Raw genomic sequence first — 16,640 nt, forward strand, 5'->3', positions numbered from 1 at the left:
CCACACTAGCCTCCCAACACAGACTAACTGGAGTAACACTATGTTATTGCAAGAACTTAAAAATCAGGTGCGTAAATTACCTGTAAGCGATCGCCTAGAACTTGTGCGCTCTATCATTGACTCGATTCAAGAAACTCCAATCTCAACACCAAAGCGATCGCAAGCAATCAGCCGCATGAAAGGTTTACTCAAAACTAGCCAGCCATCCCCAACCGATGCCGAAGTCGAATCAATGTTAGAACAACATCGCATGGAAAAATATCTCTAATGAAAGTTCTTATTGATACAAATGTTCTACTAGATTTTTTGTTAGAAAGAGAACCTTTTAAAAAAGATGCAGAAGAACTGTTTGCCGCGATCATCTCTGGACAAATTATTGGCTATGTAACCGCTACAACCCTGACCGATATTTTCTACATCGCGCGTAAACATACCCGTAACCTAGAACTTGCAAGAGAAGCAGTTTCCAGTACTTTAGACACTATGACTATTTGTCCAATCAATCGTAATGTCTTAGAGGCAGCATTTGCATCTGGCTTAACAGATTTTGAAGATGCTGTCCAGATTTATAGTGCGATCGCTCAAAATTTAGACGCAATAGTAACCCGTGATGCTAAAGGATTTGCGAGTTCAACTATCCCTGTATACTCTGTTCAAGAATTACTAAAGAGATTGTGAAAAGCTAAAGACAGGATATTTGGGAAGAGTTGAAAGTGATGGGAGAAAAGGCGATCGCTTTTACTACGAGACTTACCGATAGAAAAGGAGACATAACATGACACTCAAAGAACTACAACCACAACTACTATCCCTAACCCCCGAAGAAAAATCTCAAGCAATCCAAATCCTAGTCCAAAGCCTCAGCAATACATGGCAAGGCATCGAAAAAAATCCAAGAGTCATGGGTGGTGACGCTTGCATTCGTCAAACCCGCATACCCGTATGGCTGCTAGTAAGCCTCCAACACCAAGGCGCAAGCGAAGCCTACATCCTCGAAGACTATCCCACCCTCTCCGCAACAGACCTAGCAAACGCATGGCGCTACGCCGAAACCCATCCTGATGAAATAGAAGCAGCCCTTCATAGGCAAGAGGCAGCTTAACATGGCACGACTCTATGCCGATGAGCAATTTCCCAAAATTGTCGTCAAACTACTACGCGAGCTAGGACATGATATTTTAACAGTCCAAGAAGCAGGCAAAGCCAACAAAGAATCCCTGATGAAGATGTCCTAGCCTTTGCGATAAGTGATAACCGCACCGTATTAACAATTAATCGCAGTGACTTTATCCGACTGCATAACCTACACCCTATCCATACAGGTATAATCGTCTGCACAGAAGACATCAACAGACAAAGACAAGCCACCCAAATTCATGAAGCAATTAACAATACAGTAGATTTAACCAACCAATTAATTCGCATAAATCGTCCTAGTAAATAGAGATCTATTCTCCATGAGTGGGATATTTGGGAAGAGTTAGGGGAGATGGAGAAAATGGCGATCGCTTTTACTATTTGAGAGACTTACCGATAGAAAATGAAAACCATAACTGAGATTCGCTCACAACTTCAAAGGGGAGACTTTGAATTTAGCCGTCATGCCCTCAAACGTGCAGTGGAAAGAAATATTAGCGAACAGGAGATTATGCAAATAGCTGAAAATGCGAGCATTATTGAGGAATACCCAGATGATAAATACTCACCAAGTTGTTTGATTTTTGGAATCACTAAAACCCATAGACCACTTCACTTACAAGTATCAATGCAAGAATCAGCGATCGTAAAAATCATTACAATATATGAACCAGATCCCAATCAATGGATTCAATTTACAAGGAGAAAATAAAATGAATAAATGTCATGTATGCGGTTCAACAGAGTTTTCTCAAGAACTAATTAGCGAAGTTTTTTACATCTCTGGCAAACCTGTATTCGTCGAGAATATCCCCTCAAAAGTCTGTAACCAATGTGGTGAGCAAACCTTTAGCCGCGAGACAACAGAGCAGATTCGCGTAATGTTACACAGTAAATCTCAACCAATTAGAGCGATCGCAGTTGATGTTTTTTCACTCGCCTAAGATATTTGGGAAGAGTAGAAGTGGATGGTAGAAAATGCGATCGCTTTTACTACCTGCGAGACTTACCGCAATAATTACTTCTATTTTCTTAAATGCTAAACTGTAAACACTTAAAATAACTCTAGCAATCACAATGAATACATCCAATGATATATCTATTGTCGATAATCCCTCTGCGATACCAGTAACGGAAATACAGAATCAACTGAGTGAATCAATTAAACAGCTATCTCCAGAAAGATTAAAAGTAGTTGCCGACTTTGCCGCATTCTTAGCAAATGCTGAAAGCGAAGCAGCAACCCAAGAACTATTATCAATTTCAGGACTATTAGAACGTATCAAACAGAATCAAACAACACCTAAAAGCCAATACGTAAATTGGAGAACAGTACGTTCTGATGTATGAAATTTTACTGCATCCTGATGATCAGAAAGTTTATGCTAAAGCAGATAAAGCTTTAGCGAAAAAGATTGCTAAATGTTTACAACAATTAGAACAAGATCCGCGATCGCACCCTAACATCAAAGCGCTCAAGGGAGAATATTCAAATTTATATCGCTATCGCATTGGCGATTATAGGATTATTTATTCAGTCGAAGATGAAATAGTACAAGTGTTTGTTGTGGCGATCGCTCACCGCAGTAAAGCTTATGAAATATAAGGTGTCGCTACCTGATTAAGGGAATGAATAGGCGATCGCCATTGACGTTTTCTTATTAGCCTAAGATATTTGGGAAGAGTTAAGGGTGATGGAGAAAAAGGCGATCGCTTTTACTACCTGCGAGACTTACCGATAGAATAAGAAGACTAAAGCGAAGAGAAACAACATGGAAAAAGTAATCATCAAAACTAACATCAAACAACAAGTCAGTGATTTTCAATACTGGCAACAACAAACACCCCAAAAACGCTTAGAAACCCTCGAACAAATTCGCCAAGAATATCATCAATACAAATACAATGCTCAACCAAGACTTCAAAGAATTTATACAATTATTAAAACGACAACCAAGTTAACTACTTAGTCATTGGCGGCTATGCAGTCGCCATACATGGACATCCACGATACACCAAAGACATCGATATTTGGATAGAAATCAGCGAAGAAAACTCACAAAAAATAATTACAGCATTAACAGAATTTGGCTTCGGTAGCTTAGGACTAACTGCCCAAGACTTTCAAGAACCGCATCAAATCATTCAACTTGGTTATCCACCTAATCGCATTGACTTAATCACCAGTCCAGATGGCATTGACTTTCAGACCTGTTATGAACAGAACTTTTGCATTATGCAGAATATCTAATTACAGCGCAAAGCGCTGTAACAAATATCCAATAGCCAAAACCATTGAGGAGCAACCTACAAAACAACAGCATGGCTATGGTAGTTTGGCTGGACAAATTTTTATGTCAAGTGATTTTGATGAACCATTGGAAGAACTAGAGGAATATATGTAAAATGCAATACAGCTATAGCCACCTGTGACAAATCAAAACCCAAATAGTGTGAGGCGCCGCGAAGCGCCGCCTCACACTATTTGGGTTTTATGCCCTAACAAGCTAGATACACATTAATGAGCAATGTTATTTATTGCGAAGAATCAATTTTTTGAGACGCTTCAGGAGCTTGCGCTGGGCGATCGCCAAAGCTACTAACGCTCTGAGCGTTGGAGAACTGATTTGCAGACTGGCTTCACTCCATGCGTTGCGATGCCTATGAAAACCCTCACCTCTAGCGATCGCATACTTAACAACATCGACTAAACGCACAGGCATTACCCAATAAAAATGATAAAACTCATTGGGATCATCAAAAAATGGACAATCCATGAATGCTTCTGCTTCCTGTTGCGTTGGTGTGTTGTTAAAAGTGAGAAACATCTCGTCTAAGGCTTCACGCAATAATTTTGGAGAATTATCGAACGAAAAATCCGTAGGCGATCGTTCTACCAGATGACGCACAAACGTAACTACAGATTGCTGAAAAGCCTTTAGCCCCCAATCTAGAGCGGGTTGATTGTGGACATGCTTGAGCGCAGGAACCACAGAACCATCTGCTTGTAAAGCATAGTCAAGAGTTGTGCCTTCACAACCTGCACAAAAAACTTCCATCGCCGAAACATAGCGATAGTCGATATCATTACGAAGTCCTACAGAGTTATTTAAGTTAAAGAAAAAAGCGAGTACTTCTCCTTTATGCTTGAGGTCTCCTGTAGGTTTGTCCAAAGCAAAGTAGAAACCAACGGGCATTCTTGTGCCAAATATCTCAAAGGCATTTTCTAAAGAAAGCTGTAAACTGCCACGCCAACCCACATCAACTAAACCAAAGGCTTCTCCATCAAGCATTTTTTCCTGATGCAAATAAGCTTTTAAAACTTTACGCTTTTGCTCAGCAATCTGGAGAACTAATTCTTGTAAAGGTGTATTCTTTTCTAGATTATTGCGTAGTGATACTCTTTCTTTCCCCGACAAATTTTTTTGCCAAGTTTCACAGGGATATCCCAGCGATTCAAAAATTGGCTGAGCCGCTTGGCGATCAAGACACATTCGAGCTATGAGAGCATCAATCGTAAAAATAGTCGTATCGTCAAACATCCATTCCCAAAAAGTCTTGTTAATCTTTGTTAAACCTGGCATTCTCAGAGCCTGACGACTAACGTAGAGATAACGCAATTCCAATTCTGGATAAATTTTCGGAGCAAGTTCCTTGGCAATTTGCAACAACATTTCACCATCTCTTGCTAAGAAGTAAATACGAGCAAGTTGTTTTGCTTTAGCCTGTTGCAAAATCCAAATTGTATAGGCAGTTAAAATAGGTGCAGCCACTGAAGCCGCAATATCGCGAATGATAGATTCCTTGGGTGTCTTGGCATCTCTGGTTAGTCGTGTATAGCGAGATATACCTGCCCAATAAGAAGTAACTCCATTCGTGGAATTAGCATGTTTTTGTAGTATTAATTCATAGCGATTTGGATTAGCATCATGAAAATAGATAGAATTAAGCCCTAACGAACTAGGTCTAGCAACATCAGACGAATGACTATTGCCTATGTGAGTTAGATCTTGAGGACTCAGGCTTAGATCTTCCACAACCTTTAAAAATAGATCCCCTATCCCTTTAGACTTCCGACATTGTGAAGAGACATATAAGCGATCGCCCTCTTGCCAAAAGCCATGCTGTTTTAGTCGTTCTTCCAGAAAAGCTTCAGGTAAGTACATATCCGATACAAACAAAATGTTAGGATGCGATCGCCTTGCTTGTTCTACCAATAGATAAGCCTTCGGAACAGCAATTAAATATTCCCTTTCCACCTCTAGTTCCAAATTCTTAAGTTTATCGATAGTCTCTGCCTCTATTTCTAAAGTGTTTGCCATCTCGCGATAGATTTCATCTAGTCTAGCCTCACCGCCTTCATAGAATAAACGCGATCGCTGTTCAGACTGAATTCTAACCTCACGAAAGGTTTCAGCCGAGAAATCAATCCATCCAAACTGTACCGCGCGATCGCCACATATCTTAAAAATTTCTGTGGGCTCGCCTACTAATCTTGTCAGTAGCGTATCAAAGATGTCAAAGCTAGATATTTGTGGCATAAAAGAATGGAATAAATAATTGGGGATTGGGGTAGTTTTAAAGAACCAATTTTTTGATAACACAACTTTACTAAGCGTTCAAAAAATTGGTTGCTATTGACCTATGGCTTAGAAAAAAACTGATTGCCAAAATTTATGTCTAATATCACTAACATAATGTCGCATAGCGATTTGCTTTGAGGCAAACTTGTCTGGATAGATAAACTGATCATCAACATTCATAATATATTTATCACGTGCAAGAGGATTACCATGATTACGTTTGATTGTTAAATTGACAATCGTTTGCTCAGAAAAATAATTGGGAAGTTCTTGTAGTTTTGCCAATCTTTGTACAGATTCATCCCAATCTAAAGGTTTCTTGAATAGAATGAATCCAGCATTAATAGGATCTTGCTGTTCGATCTCCTCATAAATGAGTCGCTTGTCTAAGGAGTTTTTGCAGTCAGGCAAATAATAGGTATGCATATCTTCAGAAGCAGCTAAATCCGCTAAATCAGAACCTCCTTGAAAGAACAAAATATCTGAATCAGTGTAAAGTGTTGCATCATCAATGGGAATAGACATCAGGGCTGCTAATTTCTTGCCCATAGCTTGCTGTGATGCATATTCATAGACTGATTGGGGTAAATCATCTCTTTGGAATTTGGTTAAGAGTTGGACATCTACGCACGGATGAACCCGTTTCAGTAACTGAATGCTCTTTTCAGTGTAACTTCCGTCCGACATGATCGTAAACGCTTTAGGAATTCCCACGTGACGAAGGAACGATCGTAGACTTGCTACTTGTTCAGGTAAGTCTCTTTCACAGGAAAGTGCATAAACTTTGATGGGGACTTGACGCTCTTGAGCGATCGGAAAACTCACTAAACTTGGAAGACTAGATTTGTAGATGGATCGGAAAAAATTACCTTGAAGTTTTGCAGAATGATAACCAATATTTACCATTTATTCCTCTTGAAATTATCGCGATCGCTATTTAATGATTATTACATCGCAATTATAAAGCCGAAATAAAGCGATCGCTAATAAAAAATAAGAAAGTCAATGAAGCATGCAACTCTATGATTAGGGTGGGCGGCGTTTCAGTAATTCTCATTATAAAAATCGTTTTTTTTGAAAGCCCGCCAACGGCGGGCTTTCAAAAAAAAACGATTTTAGTATTTCCTGAGCCTTCGGCTCAGGAAATACCAAAATCGTTTTCATAATGAGAATTGCTAGCGGCGCAAAGCGTCGCCCACCCTAATCCTAATCTTTTCGTGAGATCTCACTTCCTTGCTTTTTTAGGTCGTTTGGATGGTGCAGGGTAGAGCCAAAAGGCTAATATTTTGGTTAAATATGGCATAACTGGATAGGTCAGTAAAGCAGATACAAATATCACAGAAATGAGTAAGCCTAATAACGCAGGTAGTCCCTGTAGAAATGGAGTCAGAATCAAGTTAGCCAGCAAGATTAGGGGGTATACCGTAATCACACCAACAATTACCTGTTTGTAGTAGGGCGATTCCTTAGGACTGCCAATATTGCTTTTAGGCAAAGTAAACCATAGTTCTAATCCATTTGATTGATGTTGTTGCGATCGCTTAGATATAAATTCTTGAGATCTCTGCATCCATTTTTGATATATAGGTGAAGCAAGCCAATTTTTACAATGTGCATAGTTATCAAACTTAACGATGACCACATATTCAGGATATTGATGATCGCGAGGACGAATGACTTCAACCCCTATAAATCCCTCAAATTGTTGGGCTGAATAATTGATCCCTTTTGTCCAAGCTTCATATTCTTCTATGAGGTTTGGCTCAACAACTTCGGAGATGACTAATGTAATTGGATCGCTTTGTTGTCCAAATGGCTGCATAGATTTACTACTAAATTAATAAGAGTTTTTATGTGTCGAGGTGAATCCGCGACACATATAGCGTTTATCAGGCTAGTGAAGTACGGGTTTGTTTCCCCACCTTCGGCGGGGAAACAAACCTTTGCACCTCGTTTGCTCGAAAAACGCTATAAAAACTCTTATTAATTTTACTGCGCGTCCCTTAATTACGACTAGAAGCCATATTCTCAAATTTAGTTAAGCGAGGTTCAAACAGTAGTTTGACCGTACCAACTGGACCATTACGATGTTTAGCGATAATAATCTCAGCAACACCGCGATCGGGAGTTTCAGGATTGTAATATTCATCACGATATAAATTAATGACCAAATCCGCATCCTGTTCTATACTTCCACTTTCTCTCAAGTCGGAAAGCATCGGGCGTTTATTCGTTCTCGCTTCTACACCACGACTTAATTGGGACAAAGCGATTACAGGCACATTCAATTCACGAGCTAAAGCTTTAAGCGATCGCGTAATTCTCGAAATCTCTTGCACCCGATTATCAGAACCAGATCCTTCCATTAATTGCAAATAGTCAATCAAAATTAGACCTAGTACGCCTCCCTTTTCTGATTGCAATCGGCGAGCTTTGGAGCGAAGTTCTGTAATCGGCGGATTAGGAGTGTCATCGATAAATAGGGGTAATTCCGAAAGTCCACTAATTGCCATCGCCACGGTTCCCCATTCATTTTCGCTAATTTGTCCAGTGCGGAGGCGATTACTATCGATGCCCATATCACTGGAGCGAACTTTGGATTGACTGGCTAAGAGACGGTAAACTAGCTGCTCCTTCGACATTTCTAAGCTAAAAATTGCCACAGGTAAGCGGTGAATTTCTGCCATCTTTCGCGCTATCTCTAACCCAAAAGCAGTGTTATGGACACAGATATCGTTGGCAACGAAATTATGGGTTTCAGAAATTGTCAAGTCATAAACTTGTTTTTCTCCAACAAACTCGATCGCAGTGATTTTGTCCCAATAGATGTCGCTTGAGGCAAGATTTTGTAATGATAGGCAATCAACGGCTGTTGCTAATTTTAATAGCCTCTCTCTGGTAGGGGCGCGTTTACCGACATGGATATTGGAGCCATTGATACCTGCTGTTTCTGCTAATTTCTTCCAAGAAAGATCACCTTTAACTAAAGTCAAATCATGCCAAACTTCAACAGGTATTAAATCAGTATTAGTTTGATATCGCTTTGTCGCTAGAGCGAGTTTAGATCTGTTGATGGCATCTTCTTTCCCAAAGATCCCGATTTCATTAATTAGAGTGTGCAATGACAAAGCATCAGTAACGTCAAGTTGCCAACAGTGGCGTAGTTCTTGTTTGTATTTAACTTGCTTTTGTTTAAGTTTTGCAATCACTCCAAATCTTAATAACAAATGCTGGACTTGACGGGCTAATTTTTCACTAACCGTGGCATAGCCTGCTTGTAATTGACCACTTTTTAAAGTAGACATCCAGCCATCAGTAGCGAGTAAGCGATTCAAAAACAAAGCAATTAATTTCTTTTCTAAACGAAAGATAAAATCGGGAATGGTCTTTTGATGGGAATTTTTACCCCAAATTTTTAAATTTCTTAACCATTGAATTAAAGGATTACCTGCACCTCTTTGTTGGGCTGTAATATGCAAAGTTGCAGCGCGATCGCCATGAATATCAATAGTTACTTTCAAGCAAGGAGAAAATTGCTCAACTGCCTCAATAAAATCATCTTGAATTTGAGGATTAATATTGGTAAATCTGGGACTACTTTGGGTCAAACAACCATCGCCTAGTAGGTAAGCTAAGAGTTTAATTTCGCAAGAACGATGGACTTCTTTTCCAAAAACTGCGATTTGACGGGGAAGGGCAATTTTATCGCTGACACGTAATTCGCCTAACTGTTGCCAACCAGTAATTGTTAGAAATGGATGGGTTAAAGTTGTTTCAATTTGTCGCCCCAAAGCAGTTGTCACTCGAAATACTGGCTTAATACCATCGTCAATAAAGGCTGAGGGTTGGGTTAAATGAAAATGCCAGTTTTCGCCTAATGTTAATAAATTAGGTTTCGTTTGATTTTGTTGGTACTGCTGATAAATTGTGGCGATCGTGCTAACGCTGCCATCGGCTAAAACCAATTCGCTATCAAAAGCTAAGCATTTACCCATTGATGGACGACCTGCGAGGATAATCAAATCCGATCGCTGCAAGCCATTAGTCATTGCATCAAAATCATAAAATCCTGTGATTAAACCTGTCGCAGTGGAATTACCAGTACCAAGGGAATTAAAGCGATTTTCTAATTCGTAAAAGGTTTTTGTAAGAATATCGGCAGCAGGAGTAAGCCCTTGTTGGGCGCGGGATTGGGTAACCGCAAAAATCTTTTGTTCCGATTGATCGAGGAGTTGAGCTAATTCAACTTCGTTACTATAGCTAATCTCAACAACACCTCTAGCAGCTTCGGCAAGCTTACGCCTTGCATATTTATCCGCCACCAGTTGGGCATAAAAATCGATGTTTACCGCACTAACGGTGCGATCGCAAAGTTGGGCAATTTTTGTCTGACCACCAATTTTTTCGAGCATATCGCGATCGCTGAGCCATGTGGTCAAGCTCATCATGTCTGTGGGATTGGACTGGTTATGCAACATCAAACAAGCCCGAAAAATTTCCTGATGTGCTGCTACATAAAACATTTCAGGACGCAGGGTATCAAGCACACGCGATACCGCCTCTGGATCGATTAAGATTCCCCCTAAAACGGCCTCCTCGGCCTCAATATTCTGAGGTGGCAAGCGATCGCTGATAGATTCAAAGTCTTTGCTCATATAACTTACTGACTGGTTTACGATCTGGGGAAATTGCCTAGAAAGGAGGATGCGAGGTTGAGTGCATTCATAATTCTAGGTTTTAATTGCAAAATTAAAACCTGAAAGGAAAAACAGCATTTTGTACCGTCTATAAAACCCAAGTTACAAACCTAAGAGAGATTTGCGTCGCAAACCTCTCTTAGGTTTTAGTTTTGCCCTAATACCAATTCACGAAAGTGTTGTCACACTTTCGTGAATTAACGTGAGTTCGATATAGCCATTTGCGGCGTGCTTCGCACGCCGCAAATGGCGAAAAATGGTAAGAATCGCTTAGCGATTCTTACCATTTTTCGCTGTCGTCGAACTGACATTGAATTAAAAGCCAAACCCAGTAAGGATTTTAAAAGCACAAAATGGCGTAGCCATTTTGTGCTTTGGTATAACATTGATGGCTATAGCTATAGTAATGAGAAATTGATATGGGATTTGAAGACATATTTGTTTTTGCGGTAGTGGGGTGCGTCTCAATCTACCATCAGCGATCGCGACAAAGCGTAAACCAGCAGACTCAAATATTTGTTTTGTGGATTCTCGCAGTTGCCTTACCAAGCTTGGCGATCACTCTGACAACAATCAATCGCACAGTTTTACCATTAATTTTCGTGGTAGTTGTATTTCTGCTTTCCGTATGGATCTATAGCAACTCGATCGCATCTTCCACCTCAAACCTAGAAGTCATCAGCCTTGATCCCAGCGAAGAAAAACAACTCAAAGATTGCTTTTCCTGCCATCTTTATCATCTAACAGGTTTAGAATATCGACCTCACGAAATCTTCTGTCGGGGCAATCTGCGATCGCCAAATCCCAAATATGCCTATGAAACGATTAACCAAAATATCCAAAAAATATTCGGCGATCGTTTTATTGGTTATTTGCAAGAAAATCCCTTGGAAAATCTAGGTTTCGATTTTGGTAATGCTCAAGATCGTCAAGAAAACATAACAAACTATAGCTTTTATTTGATCCCTAACCATCTCAACAAATTCCCACCGTCTTTAAGAGATCGCCAAAGCTGGTTGCCCAGCGCAATTAGTATTTTATTCACAGCCTTCACCCTGTTAGTTGTCGGAGCAAATCAACGTATTGAAAACTTAAGTTTAAGCAACTTACAGCAAGGAATTCCTTATTTGCTTTGCCTAGCAAGCATCTTTATCGCAAGGGCGATCGCACAGTACTACGTTGCTAGAAATTATCGAGTGCAACTTGCTCGCCCACTTTTCCTCCCAGTCCTAGGTGGTTTTGGGTTGTTAGGCAGTTTAAATACCAACTTTCCCACAGGGCAAGGACACCCACATCAGCGCCGACTTCTTTTTGATCTAGCTGTAATTCCCACGATCGCGGGCTTAGGGATCTCCATAGTTTTATTGATTTTAGGTAACTGGGTGCTAGTTCCTCCAACGGTCATGATTGCTGACCCTGCGATCGCCCCATCTTTGTTAATTACAAATCTCGCCACCTTTGATTTTAAAAATTCAATTTTGCTCACTTTGATGCAAACAATTTTTTCTATAGGAAAAAATACAAATACAGCAGACACAATTACTGCTTTTTCGCCACTCACCCTCGCTGGTTGGTCTGGCTTAGCAATTAGTGCCTTACAGCTAATGCCCCTTGATTTACTGGATGGAGGGCATTTGGTAATCGCCATGTTTGGGCATCGTCAAGCCGTCCAAATTGCTCGCATGGCAAGACTAGTATTACTGGCGATCGCTGTACTTACACAACCTTGGCTGAGAATTTACAGTCTCTTGTTATTTTTACTACCTACCCCCCGCCCACTTATTTTGAATGAAAGTATTGAAATTGGCAAAGTACGCGATCTGATTGGCATGATTTTAATTGCGATCGCCTTACTAATCATCCTACCTGTACCCAAATCTCTCCTGTTATAAAGATTAGTCACCATTAATTTAACGTGAGTTCGATATAGCCATTTGCGGCGTGCGAAGCACGCCGCAAATGGCGAAAAATGGTAAGAATCGCTTAGCGATTCTTACCATTTTTCGCTTTCGTCGAACTGACGTTAATTTAAGAAAATAGTGCATGTGCGGCGTGTGGGTTCTACTTTATTAATGTTTTATTTTAAATTTTCAAGACTTTAATGTGATTTTGGCATTATCATTAACCTTGGCATTAGGTAGCTACGATTTGTTGCTACTGGTAACATCAGTTAAGTCAACAGTAGAGACATGTTCATCCTGAAGCGCCAAGATGTTGAAATTATCAACGTCCAAAATCCACAAAACAAAGATCAACAAATACCGATTTTGCAATATCAGGGGCAAACATTTCGGTTACTCAACATGTTTGGTGATAATCGAGATGAGGCTTTAGCGCTTTGGCGTGACTTAACTGATAACAAAGGCAAAGCTTGCGTATTACTAGAAGAGCCTCAACGTTTTAGCGTTTGGGGAAGAGTTAAACTAGACCAACTCCATACAGTACCTACCCAGAGTTCTTCAGCAGGTACACATCTTGTCCAAGGTTGTTTACTGATATTGCAGGCTGTATATATCGAGGTTGAAGATCTCCTAGGCGTTAGACAAGCAAGTTCTTTTAAGCAGGATTTACTGAAGTTCATGCAACAGGGTAAATTTGCTCAAAGTGAAAATATTGCTTCTCTAGAAGAAGTTTTGTCAATTAATCCACTTAATAGTGTGCAGATTCCCAACTGGGATGAAAGCAAATTGCAGCTTCTTCTAGGTGAAGTCCATCGACTAGCTTCCTCCTATTTTGGGAATAGTAGTTTTGTCGATAGTGCGATCGATGCTCTAAATGAACTACCTGAAGCGTCATCTGTAACTGCTTGGCTGGCAAAAACTCCTAAGGGTAAACTCTGGAAGTAATCTAAATAAATTATTTCGATGTTTTCCTCTAAAGTTATGGCTTGCAGCACAATACTTGTTATTTTCTTTCTTTGAATACTTTATTTCTTATGGTTGTAGCTAAGGTGCAAGATTCATGAGCAGAGCTAAATCTCCCTCGCCATCAGGGATTTCCACGCAATCTATTGTTTGGGCAGCGATCGGATGGGCAGCCCTAGCTCTAATGTTCTACCTGTTTTTTAATGCCCCAACCGATGGACCACATACAATCAAGCCTGCTGTAGAATGTGACAAAGCCGTAACAGATCTATTCGTAAGACCCAATTGGTATCGATACGGAACGTATATTTTTCAAACTGTAGCGATCGCATGTTCAGGCATATTGTGTCTACGTAACTGGCGTAGTTCCAAAATCATTAGCGGTCGTAATGTTTGGCTAGGTTTAGGCATTGGTATCTTATCTTGGGGTATCGGTAATTTAATTTTTGGTTATCTAGATTTTCAATATCAAAGTGGATTGATTGCGGGTGGAGCCAAAGGCGCTAAGGATCTAGTCCAAACCTTTCCATCGATCGCCGATATCTTTTTCACAGCAACCTACGTGTTTTTGTCATGGGGAATGGCGATGTCCGTGATTGGGAGACGACTAAATCTCTATCCTAAACAATGGGCGATCGTCGGTGCTGTTGGGTTTACTGGGGTCGTCGTGGCGGCTTATGTTACTTTTGTCGTAGGTGGAGGGTTTTCTCTGGATACTGGGAAAATCCTGAATATTATTTATGCCCTTGGTGATATTTGGCTACTAATTGTTGCGACCATTCTATTACTAGCTTTTTGGGGTGGTAAGGCAGCTCAATCTTGGCGCTTACTCGGCAGTGCTGGTATTGCCATGTTTTTTGGTGATTTATGGTTTAACTACAGCATCAATACTGGTATCAGCAAAGTTTGTGAAGGCAAGCAATATCAAAGTGGTGAACCTGCTGAATTTTTCTGGATTCTTGCCTTTATTCTCTGGGGAATGGCTGCTGCTTTAGAGTTTGATTTATCTTCGCGACCAACATCCCGTAGCCGTAGAAGCTAGTACACTACCTCTGAATTAACCTCAGTTTGGGTTAATTTCAAACTAACTCCTAGATTTCTGGATGCAAAACATTAAAAGCCTCGCTTCGCGAGGCTTTTAATGTTTTGCATCCTAGATAGGGTTCGCATCGGAACCCTATCTAGGATGAGGTTTGAAATTAACCTGATGTCAGTTCGACGAAAGCGAAAAATGGTAAGAATCGCTTAGCGATTCTTACCATTTTTCACCATTTGCGTCGTGCGAAGCACGACGCAAATGGCGATATCGAACTCACGTTAAAAAAGAGTGGCGCTTAGCGCCACTCTTTTTAAGAAGTCCCTTTTTTAATCAGCAATTCTCATTACTAAAATCTTTTTTTAGAAAGCCCGCCAACGGTGGGCTTTCTAAAAACAAATTTTAATGTTTCCAACGCCTTTGGCGTTGGAAACATTAAAATCTAGTTCATATAGCAATCCTAAATAGGTTATGAGAGTTCGCCCCGAAAGGGCGCACTCTCACAACACTCAAAATCTTACAACTCATTTAGGAGCGCTATAGTAAGACTTCCTGTTTTTTAATAAGCCCCATTTCCCTTGGGAAAAATCACCACTAAAATAGTTTTAAAGATTAAATGTATATCAAGCCAAAGGCTCATGAGCTTAACATAACTGGCATCCATCTGGACTCGCTTTGCATAGGGAATATCATTACGCCCCGAAACTTGCCATAGTCCCGCAATACCAGGTCGAACGCTAAGTACTCGATCAATAGCTGAACCATATTTACTAAGTTCAGCTTGTACTAGTGGTCTTGGACCAACCACACTCATATCACCCATGAGTACATTCCAAAATTGAGGCAGCTCATCCAAACTAGTTGTCCTCAAGAACTTACCAATTTTAGTAATCCGAGGATCATGTTTGAGTTTAAAAGATGCTTCGTATTCCGCTCGGCTAATTGGACAAGCGTTTAAATAATCTTCTAGAGCTTGATCAGCACCATTAATCATCGTTCTAAACTTAATACAATTAAATTTAGAACCATTTATACCAACTCTAGGATGAATATATAAAACCGAGCCAGGAGAGCTAATGAAAACCAACAACGTAATTGCTAGATAAATTGGTGAAAACGCTGTTAGAACAATTGATGCAAATACGATATCAAAGACTCTTTTTCCCCAAGTCGCATAATGATCTGTACGATCTGTAACCGATTTCTTTGTACGGAGGCTAACTTGACTATTTGCTTTGCTTCTAGTAATCATCAAATCTCTACACCACACCACATAGTTGAACTAATCATACAATGCCTGTCTACTTTTATTGGGGCGATGACGACTATCAAATTTCTCAAGCAGTTAAAAAACTGATAGATACCCATATTGATCCGATGTGGCGAGATTTTAATTATGCAAAAATCAATGCTACGGGGGATCTTGAGGTAATGGACGGATTAAACCAAGCGGTAACTTCGCCCTTTGGGATGGGTAGTCGCTTAACTTGGCTTGCCGATACTGCGATCGCCCAACGATGCGCGGAATCATTACTAGCAGAGTTAGAAAGAACTTTTAATCATTTACCTGTAGACTCCTACATCTTGTTTACATCATCAAATAAGCCTGATGGGAGAGCCAAATCTACCAAGTTATTGCAGAAGTATGCCCAGATTTTAGAGTTTTCGTTAATCCCTCCTTGGAAAACCGATGCGATCGCTCAATTAGTGAAACAAGCTGCAGCAGAAATTGATTTAAAAATAGCATCAGATGGCATAGATTTACTAGTTGATGCGATTGGCAATGATACCCGCCGACTGACAATGGAGTTGCAAAAGTTGCAATTATCACATTATGGAAAAACAAAGCCACTTACCGCTAAAGAGATTTCCCCATTAGTGCAAGCTTCGGCTCACAATAGTTTGCAATTAGCAAGTGCTATTCGCTCAGCAAATACTAGTCAAGCACTCTCATTGATTGCCGAACTACTGCGAAATAATGAAGTAGGTTTGCGGATCTGTGCAACTTTAGTAGGGCAATTTCGCACATGGCTCTGGATTAAATTGATGCAAGAATCGGGAGAGCGAGATGATAAGGCGATCGCTGATGCTGCCGAAATTGGCAATCCTAAGCGCGTTTATTTCTTGAAACAGGAAGTTCAGGGGCTAAATAGTCAAAAGCTGATGCGATCGCTAAGCATTTTGTTGAGGCTAGAAGCTGATCTCAAGCATGGCAAAGATGAAACCGCGACATTGCAAACGGCAATTATTGAGTTATGCCAAGCAATGACCAAATAGTGAACAATGGGCTTAAGCCCATTGCCTGTAATAACAGAAATGGCAA

19 protein-coding genes and 1 pseudogene are annotated in these 16,640 nt (G+C 40.3%); 14 read left to right on the plus strand and 6 right to left on the minus strand.

Translation table 11 applies throughout. The annotated features are described in order from the left end of the window. The first annotated feature begins 40 nt into the window (after positions 1-40). The 6 genes and pseudogenes from VB775_RS04320 to VB775_RS04345 all read left to right on the plus strand — a co-directional run bounded on the left by VB775_RS04320 (position 41) and on the right by VB775_RS04345 (position 2,081). Positions 41-268, plus strand: coding sequence for a hypothetical protein (locus VB775_RS04320; RefSeq protein ID WP_281007893.1), 228 nt, complete (start codon positions 41-43; stop codon positions 266-268). Next, a complete protein-coding gene (locus VB775_RS04325) occupies positions 268-678 on the plus strand; it encodes a type II toxin-antitoxin system VapC family toxin (RefSeq protein WP_281007894.1) in 411 nt (136 codons plus the stop codon). The genes VB775_RS04320 and VB775_RS04325 overlap by 1 nt, the downstream gene beginning before the upstream one ends. 97 nt (positions 679-775) lie before the next feature. After that, positions 776-1,102 carry a DUF433 domain-containing protein gene (locus VB775_RS04330; protein WP_281007895.1) on the plus strand — a complete coding sequence of 109 codons (327 nt, stop codon included), beginning with the start codon at positions 776-778 and terminating at the stop codon, positions 1,100-1,102. Between the two features lies 1 nt (position 1,103). Beyond that, positions 1,104-1,444 (plus strand): annotated as a pseudogene (locus VB775_RS26335) (DUF5615 family PIN-like protein). A gap of 96 nt (positions 1,445-1,540) precedes the next feature. Beyond that, entirely contained in the window at positions 1,541-1,849 is a 309-nt protein-coding gene (locus VB775_RS04340) for a DUF4258 domain-containing protein (protein WP_281007897.1), read from the plus strand. Between the two features lies 1 nt (position 1,850). Then, the gene (locus tag VB775_RS04345; protein ID WP_281007898.1) at positions 1,851-2,081 is read left to right on the plus strand and encodes a YgiT-type zinc finger protein; all 231 of its coding nucleotides are present in this window, start codon (positions 1,851-1,853) and stop codon (positions 2,079-2,081) included. Here the strand turns inward: VB775_RS04345 and VB775_RS04350 are convergent. After that, positions 2,070-2,213 carry a hypothetical protein gene (locus VB775_RS04350; protein ID WP_281007899.1) on the minus strand — a complete coding sequence of 48 codons (144 nt, stop codon included), beginning with the start codon at positions 2,211-2,213 and terminating at the stop codon, positions 2,070-2,072. The two genes, VB775_RS04345 and VB775_RS04350, sit on opposite strands and share 12 nt — an antisense overlap. 1 nt (position 2,214) lies before the next feature. Between VB775_RS04350 and VB775_RS04355 the strand changes: the two genes are divergently transcribed. The 4 genes from VB775_RS04355 (at position 2,215) to VB775_RS04370 (ending at position 3,542) form a co-directional block, all read left to right on the plus strand. Further along, on the plus strand, positions 2,215-2,487 hold the full coding sequence (locus tag VB775_RS04355) for a hypothetical protein (protein ID WP_281007900.1): 273 nt from the start codon (positions 2,215-2,217) through the stop codon (positions 2,485-2,487). After that, entirely contained in the window at positions 2,480-2,743 is a 264-nt protein-coding gene (locus tag VB775_RS04360) for a type II toxin-antitoxin system RelE family toxin (RefSeq protein WP_281007901.1), read from the plus strand. The genes VB775_RS04355 and VB775_RS04360 overlap by 8 nt, the downstream gene beginning before the upstream one ends. A gap of 166 nt (positions 2,744-2,909) precedes the next feature. After that, on the plus strand, positions 2,910-3,107 hold the full coding sequence (locus VB775_RS04365) for a hypothetical protein (protein WP_281007902.1): 198 nt from the start codon (positions 2,910-2,912) through the stop codon (positions 3,105-3,107). Between the two features lie 246 nt (positions 3,108-3,353). Continuing rightward, positions 3,354-3,542 (plus strand): DUF2281 domain-containing protein, encoded by a 189-nt coding sequence (locus tag VB775_RS04370; RefSeq protein WP_281007903.1) that lies wholly within the window; start codon positions 3,354-3,356, stop codon positions 3,540-3,542. A gap of 126 nt (positions 3,543-3,668) precedes the next feature. Here the strand turns inward: VB775_RS04370 and VB775_RS04375 are convergent, their stop codons facing one another. The 4 genes from VB775_RS04375 to dnaB form a co-directional block, all read right to left on the minus strand. Next, complete coding sequence (locus VB775_RS04375) at positions 3,669-5,678, minus strand: HAD family hydrolase (RefSeq protein ID WP_281007904.1); 2,010 nt, start codon at positions 5,676-5,678, stop codon at positions 3,669-3,671. Positions 5,679-5,786: 108 nt separating this feature from the next. After that, positions 5,787-6,626 carry a hypothetical protein gene (locus tag VB775_RS04380; protein WP_281007905.1) on the minus strand — a complete coding sequence of 280 codons (840 nt, stop codon included), beginning with the start codon at positions 6,624-6,626 and terminating at the stop codon, positions 5,787-5,789. Positions 6,627-6,945: 319 nt separating this feature from the next. Then, positions 6,946-7,542 (minus strand): antibiotic biosynthesis monooxygenase, encoded by a 597-nt coding sequence (locus VB775_RS04385; protein WP_281007906.1) that lies wholly within the window; start codon positions 7,540-7,542, stop codon positions 6,946-6,948. A gap of 181 nt (positions 7,543-7,723) precedes the next feature. Continuing rightward, positions 7,724-10,375, minus strand: a complete 2,652-nt coding sequence (dnaB, locus tag VB775_RS04390) for a replicative DNA helicase (protein ID WP_281007907.1) — start codon at positions 10,373-10,375, stop codon at positions 7,724-7,726. 461 nt (positions 10,376-10,836) lie between these two features. Here dnaB and VB775_RS04395 point away from each other — a divergent pair, with 461 nt between their 5' ends. From VB775_RS04395 to VB775_RS04405, 3 genes are all read left to right on the plus strand, one after another. Then, positions 10,837-12,309 (plus strand): hypothetical protein, encoded by a 1,473-nt coding sequence (locus tag VB775_RS04395; protein ID WP_281007908.1) that lies wholly within the window; start codon positions 10,837-10,839, stop codon positions 12,307-12,309. 297 nt (positions 12,310-12,606) lie between these two features. Then, positions 12,607-13,263: an Npun_F0813 family protein gene (locus VB775_RS04400; RefSeq protein ID WP_281007909.1), complete on the plus strand. Its 657-nt coding sequence runs from the start codon at positions 12,607-12,609 to the stop codon at positions 13,261-13,263. A gap of 115 nt (positions 13,264-13,378) precedes the next feature. Beyond that, the gene (locus VB775_RS04405; protein ID WP_281007910.1) at positions 13,379-14,323 is read left to right on the plus strand and encodes a hypothetical protein; all 945 of its coding nucleotides are present in this window, start codon (positions 13,379-13,381) and stop codon (positions 14,321-14,323) included. A 553-nt stretch (positions 14,324-14,876) separates the two neighbouring features. On the opposite strand, the gene VB775_RS04410 is transcribed toward VB775_RS04405, so the two are convergent. Further along, positions 14,877-15,569, minus strand: a complete 693-nt coding sequence (locus VB775_RS04410) for a sugar transferase (protein WP_281007911.1) — start codon at positions 15,567-15,569, stop codon at positions 14,877-14,879. 41 nt (positions 15,570-15,610) lie between these two features. Between VB775_RS04410 and holA the strand changes: the two genes are divergently transcribed. Then, positions 15,611-16,594 carry a DNA polymerase III subunit delta gene (gene holA, locus VB775_RS04415; RefSeq protein ID WP_094535505.1) on the plus strand — a complete coding sequence of 328 codons (984 nt, stop codon included), beginning with the start codon at positions 15,611-15,613 and terminating at the stop codon, positions 16,592-16,594. Positions 16,595-16,640: the final 46 nt, after the last annotated feature.

Source organism: Pseudanabaena sp. CCNP1317, from assembly GCF_034931345.1.
In the GTDB taxonomy this organism is placed as follows: domain Bacteria; phylum Cyanobacteriota; class Cyanobacteriia; order Pseudanabaenales; family Pseudanabaenaceae; genus Pseudanabaena; species Pseudanabaena galeata.

Bases quoted from the DNA above. Each gene is read 5' to 3' on its own strand.
- VB775_RS04320 (WP_281007893.1), top strand. From the start codon at position 41: ATGTTATTGCAAGAACTTAAAAATCAGGTGCGTAAATTACCTGTAAGC.
- VB775_RS04325 (WP_281007894.1), top strand. From the start codon at position 268: ATGAAAGTTCTTATTGATACAAATGTTCTACTAGATTTTTTGTTAGAA.
- VB775_RS04330 (WP_281007895.1), top strand. From the start codon at position 776: ATGACACTCAAAGAACTACAACCACAACTACTATCCCTAACCCCCGAA.
- VB775_RS04340 (WP_281007897.1), top strand. From the start codon at position 1,541: ATGAAAACCATAACTGAGATTCGCTCACAACTTCAAAGGGGAGACTTT.
- VB775_RS04345 (WP_281007898.1), top strand. From the start codon at position 1,851: ATGAATAAATGTCATGTATGCGGTTCAACAGAGTTTTCTCAAGAACTA.
- VB775_RS04355 (WP_281007900.1), top strand. From the start codon at position 2,215: ATGAATACATCCAATGATATATCTATTGTCGATAATCCCTCTGCGATA.
- VB775_RS04360 (WP_281007901.1), top strand. From the start codon at position 2,480: ATGTATGAAATTTTACTGCATCCTGATGATCAGAAAGTTTATGCTAAA.
- VB775_RS04365 (WP_281007902.1), top strand. From the start codon at position 2,910: ATGGAAAAAGTAATCATCAAAACTAACATCAAACAACAAGTCAGTGAT.
- VB775_RS04370 (WP_281007903.1), top strand. From the start codon at position 3,354: ATGAACAGAACTTTTGCATTATGCAGAATATCTAATTACAGCGCAAAG.
- VB775_RS04375 (WP_281007904.1), bottom strand. From the start codon at position 5,678: ATGCCACAAATATCTAGCTTTGACATCTTTGATACGCTACTGACAAGA.
- VB775_RS04380 (WP_281007905.1), bottom strand. From the start codon at position 6,626: ATGGTAAATATTGGTTATCATTCTGCAAAACTTCAAGGTAATTTTTTC.
- VB775_RS04385 (WP_281007906.1), bottom strand. From the start codon at position 7,542: ATGCAGCCATTTGGACAACAAAGCGATCCAATTACATTAGTCATCTCC.
- dnaB (WP_281007907.1), bottom strand. From the start codon at position 10,375: ATGAGCAAAGACTTTGAATCTATCAGCGATCGCTTGCCACCTCAGAAT.
- VB775_RS04395 (WP_281007908.1), top strand. From the start codon at position 10,837: ATGGGATTTGAAGACATATTTGTTTTTGCGGTAGTGGGGTGCGTCTCA.
- VB775_RS04400 (WP_281007909.1), top strand. From the start codon at position 12,607: ATGTTCATCCTGAAGCGCCAAGATGTTGAAATTATCAACGTCCAAAAT.
- VB775_RS04405 (WP_281007910.1), top strand. From the start codon at position 13,379: ATGAGCAGAGCTAAATCTCCCTCGCCATCAGGGATTTCCACGCAATCT.
- VB775_RS04410 (WP_281007911.1), bottom strand. From the start codon at position 15,569: ATGATTACTAGAAGCAAAGCAAATAGTCAAGTTAGCCTCCGTACAAAG.
- holA (WP_094535505.1), top strand. From the start codon at position 15,611: ATGCCTGTCTACTTTTATTGGGGCGATGACGACTATCAAATTTCTCAA.